Annotated in this window: 2 protein-coding genes and 1 pseudogene; all 3 read left to right on the top strand. The window is 62.7% G+C overall.

Translation table 11 applies throughout. The features are described 5' to 3' along the window. Nucleotides 1-276: pseudogene (locus AAFM29_RS17180) on the top strand (IS66 family insertion sequence element accessory protein TnpB); the annotation flags it as partial. Next, on the top strand, nt 273-629 hold the full coding sequence (tnpB, locus tag AAFM29_RS17175) for an IS66 family insertion sequence element accessory protein TnpB (protein WP_066850628.1): 357 nt from the start codon (nt 273-275) through the stop codon (nt 627-629). The pseudogene AAFM29_RS17180 and the gene tnpB, both read left to right, overlap by 4 nt. Nucleotides 630-660: 31 nt before the next feature. Continuing rightward, nucleotides 661-2184, top strand: coding sequence for an IS66 family transposase (locus tag AAFM29_RS17170; protein WP_341713946.1), 1524 nt, complete (start codon nt 661-663; stop codon nt 2182-2184). Nucleotides 2185-2395 lie beyond the last annotated feature (211 nt).

The following is a 2395-nucleotide window of genomic DNA, read 5'->3' as shown; positions in this document are numbered from 1 at the left end:
CTCTTCACCTGGCGTCGCCAGTTGCGTGCGCAGATGGAAGAACACGGTCTCATAGTTCCTGAGACTGCAAAGCCGGAGCAGACCTTCGTTCCGGCGGTGATCGATGCGATGCCCGATCCCGATCCGGCACCAAGGCACAAGCCGACACGACGGCGACGCCGCGGCAAGGCCAGTACGGTGGAACTGGAAGTGGACGGGATCACGGTGAAGATCGGGTGCGGAGCGGATGCGGGCACGATTTCGGCAGTGATCACTGCGCTGCGAGAGACGCGATGATCGGGCCCGGTACTGGCGCAAAGGTGATGGTCGCAACGCGCCCGGTAGATTTTCGCAAGGGACCGGACTCGCTCGCGGCACTGGTGGCCGCCGAGTATGGCGGCAAGCCCTATTCCGGCGTGATCTATGTGTTCCGGGCCAAGCGCGCCGACCGGATCAAGATGATCTGGTGGGATGGCACGGGCCTGTGTTTGATGGCCAAGAAGATGGAGACGGGCGGCTTCAAGTGGCCCGGCATCCGCGATGGTGTAATGCGCCTTACAGCGGCACAACTGGGCGCTTTGCTGGAGGGACTGGACTGGCGGCGTGTCCACGGCGGACGTCGCCCGAAGGCGCCGCAGATTGCCGCTTGACGGGATACCGCACCACTGATTCAGTGTCTCCATGCTGATAGAAGCGGACCTGCCCGAAGACGTCGAAGCGCTGCGAGCGCTCGTGCTCGAACAGGCCCGTGAGCTCGATACGCTCAAGACATTCCGCGATGAGGTCGAGCGCCTGCGCGCGATCATCGAAGCGATGCAGCGTCACCGGTTCGGTCGCCGTTCCGAGCAACTCGATCCCGACCAGTTCGAGCTTGCCCTTGAGGAAGTCGAAGCAGCCCTGGCCGCAGCCGAACACGCGCAGGAGCAGGCGAGCAAGCAGAAGGCCGAGCGCCCGCGCAAGACCAACCGTGGTTCGCTTCCGACGCATCTGGAACGGATCGAGCAGGTTGTCGATGTTGAGAGCCATGACTGCCCCTGCTGCGGCGGTGCTCTCCACCAGATTGGCGAAGATGTCTCCGAACGCCTCGACGTGGTTCCGGCAACCTTCCGCGTGCTGGTCACGCGTCGTCCCCGCTACGGTTGCCGATCGTGCGAGAGCGCCATCGTCCAGGCTCCAGCACCGGCCCGCATCGTCGAGGGCGGCATCCCGACCGAAACGCTGATCGCGCAGGTGCTGGTCTCCAAGTACGCCGATCACCTGCCGCTTTACCGGCAGGCACAGATCTATGCCCGGCAGGGCGTTCAGCTTGACCGTTCGACGCTTGCCGACTGGGTTGGCCGGGCGGCCTGGTATCTGCGACCCTTGCGCGATCATGTCCTCGAAGAAATGCGACGATCTGGGCGCTTGTTCGCCGACGAGACCACGGCACCGGTGCTCGATCCAGGACGAGGCAGAACCAAGACCGGTCAGCTATGGGCCTATGCCCGCGATGATCGACCCTGGGGCGGCAGCGATCCCCCGATGGTCGCCTACGTCTATGCCGCCGATCGCAAGGCCGAACGGCCCGAAGCGCATCTCGAGGGTTTTGCAGGCATTCTGCAGGTCGATGGCTATGGCGGCTACACTGCTCTTGCCCGCCGTCGCGGCGACGTGACCCTCGCGTTCTGCTGGGCGCATGTGCGACGCAAATTCTACGAACTGGCAGACAGCTCGCCGGTCGCATCAGATGTGCTGCGCCGCATCGCCGAACTCTATGCCATCGAAGACGAAGTTCGGGGATCGTCGGCGCGGCAACGCCAGACCGTCCGCAATGCACGGAGCAGGCCCATCGTGGACGATCTCCACCAGTATCTCGACACCCGTGGCCGGCAGGTCAGCACCAAGAGCAGGCTCGGTGAAGCGATCCGCTATGCGCTCACCCGGTGGGATGGCCTCCTCCGGTTCCTTGATGATGGCCGCATCGATCTCGACAACAACACCGTCGAGCGCTCCATCCGCCCGCTCGCCCTCAATCGCAAAAACGCCCTGTTCGCCGGTTCCGACGAAGGCGGCGACAACTGGGCGGTGATCGCCACGCTCATTGAAAACTGCAAACTGAACGGTATCGATCCGAACGCCTGGTTGACCGCCACTCTCTCGAGCCTCGCCAACGGTCACCCGGCCAACCGCGTCGGCGAACTCATGCCCTGGGGCGACGTGCGCTGAAAACAGCGCTTACCGATAAGTTCATGATTTGGCATTTGCTCACCAACGTCATTGGATGCTCATTCAGGGATGGTCGCTATCTTGCAGTGGTCAGATCGGCACCAACCATTGGGAAATTTACGGAATAGCAGCGCCACATGACAAATCAGTCGTCGTAATGCTGACCTGAGCAATTTTGCCGAAAGCACGACCCTGTTCGACCTCGATCAAA

The organism is Erythrobacter sp., assembly GCF_038133525.1.
Classification (GTDB): Bacteria; Pseudomonadota; Alphaproteobacteria; order Sphingomonadales; family Sphingomonadaceae; genus Qipengyuania.
Note: the sequence above shows the minus strand (reverse complement) of the source record. Positions and strands in the feature narration are given on the sequence as shown.

Coding starts and splice junctions, on each gene's coding strand:
- AAFM29_RS17170 (WP_341713946.1), top strand. CDS start 661: ATGCTGATAGAAGCGGACCTGCCCGAAGACGTCGAAGCGCTGCGAGCG.
- tnpB (WP_066850628.1), top strand. CDS start 273: ATGATCGGGCCCGGTACTGGCGCAAAGGTGATGGTCGCAACGCGCCCG.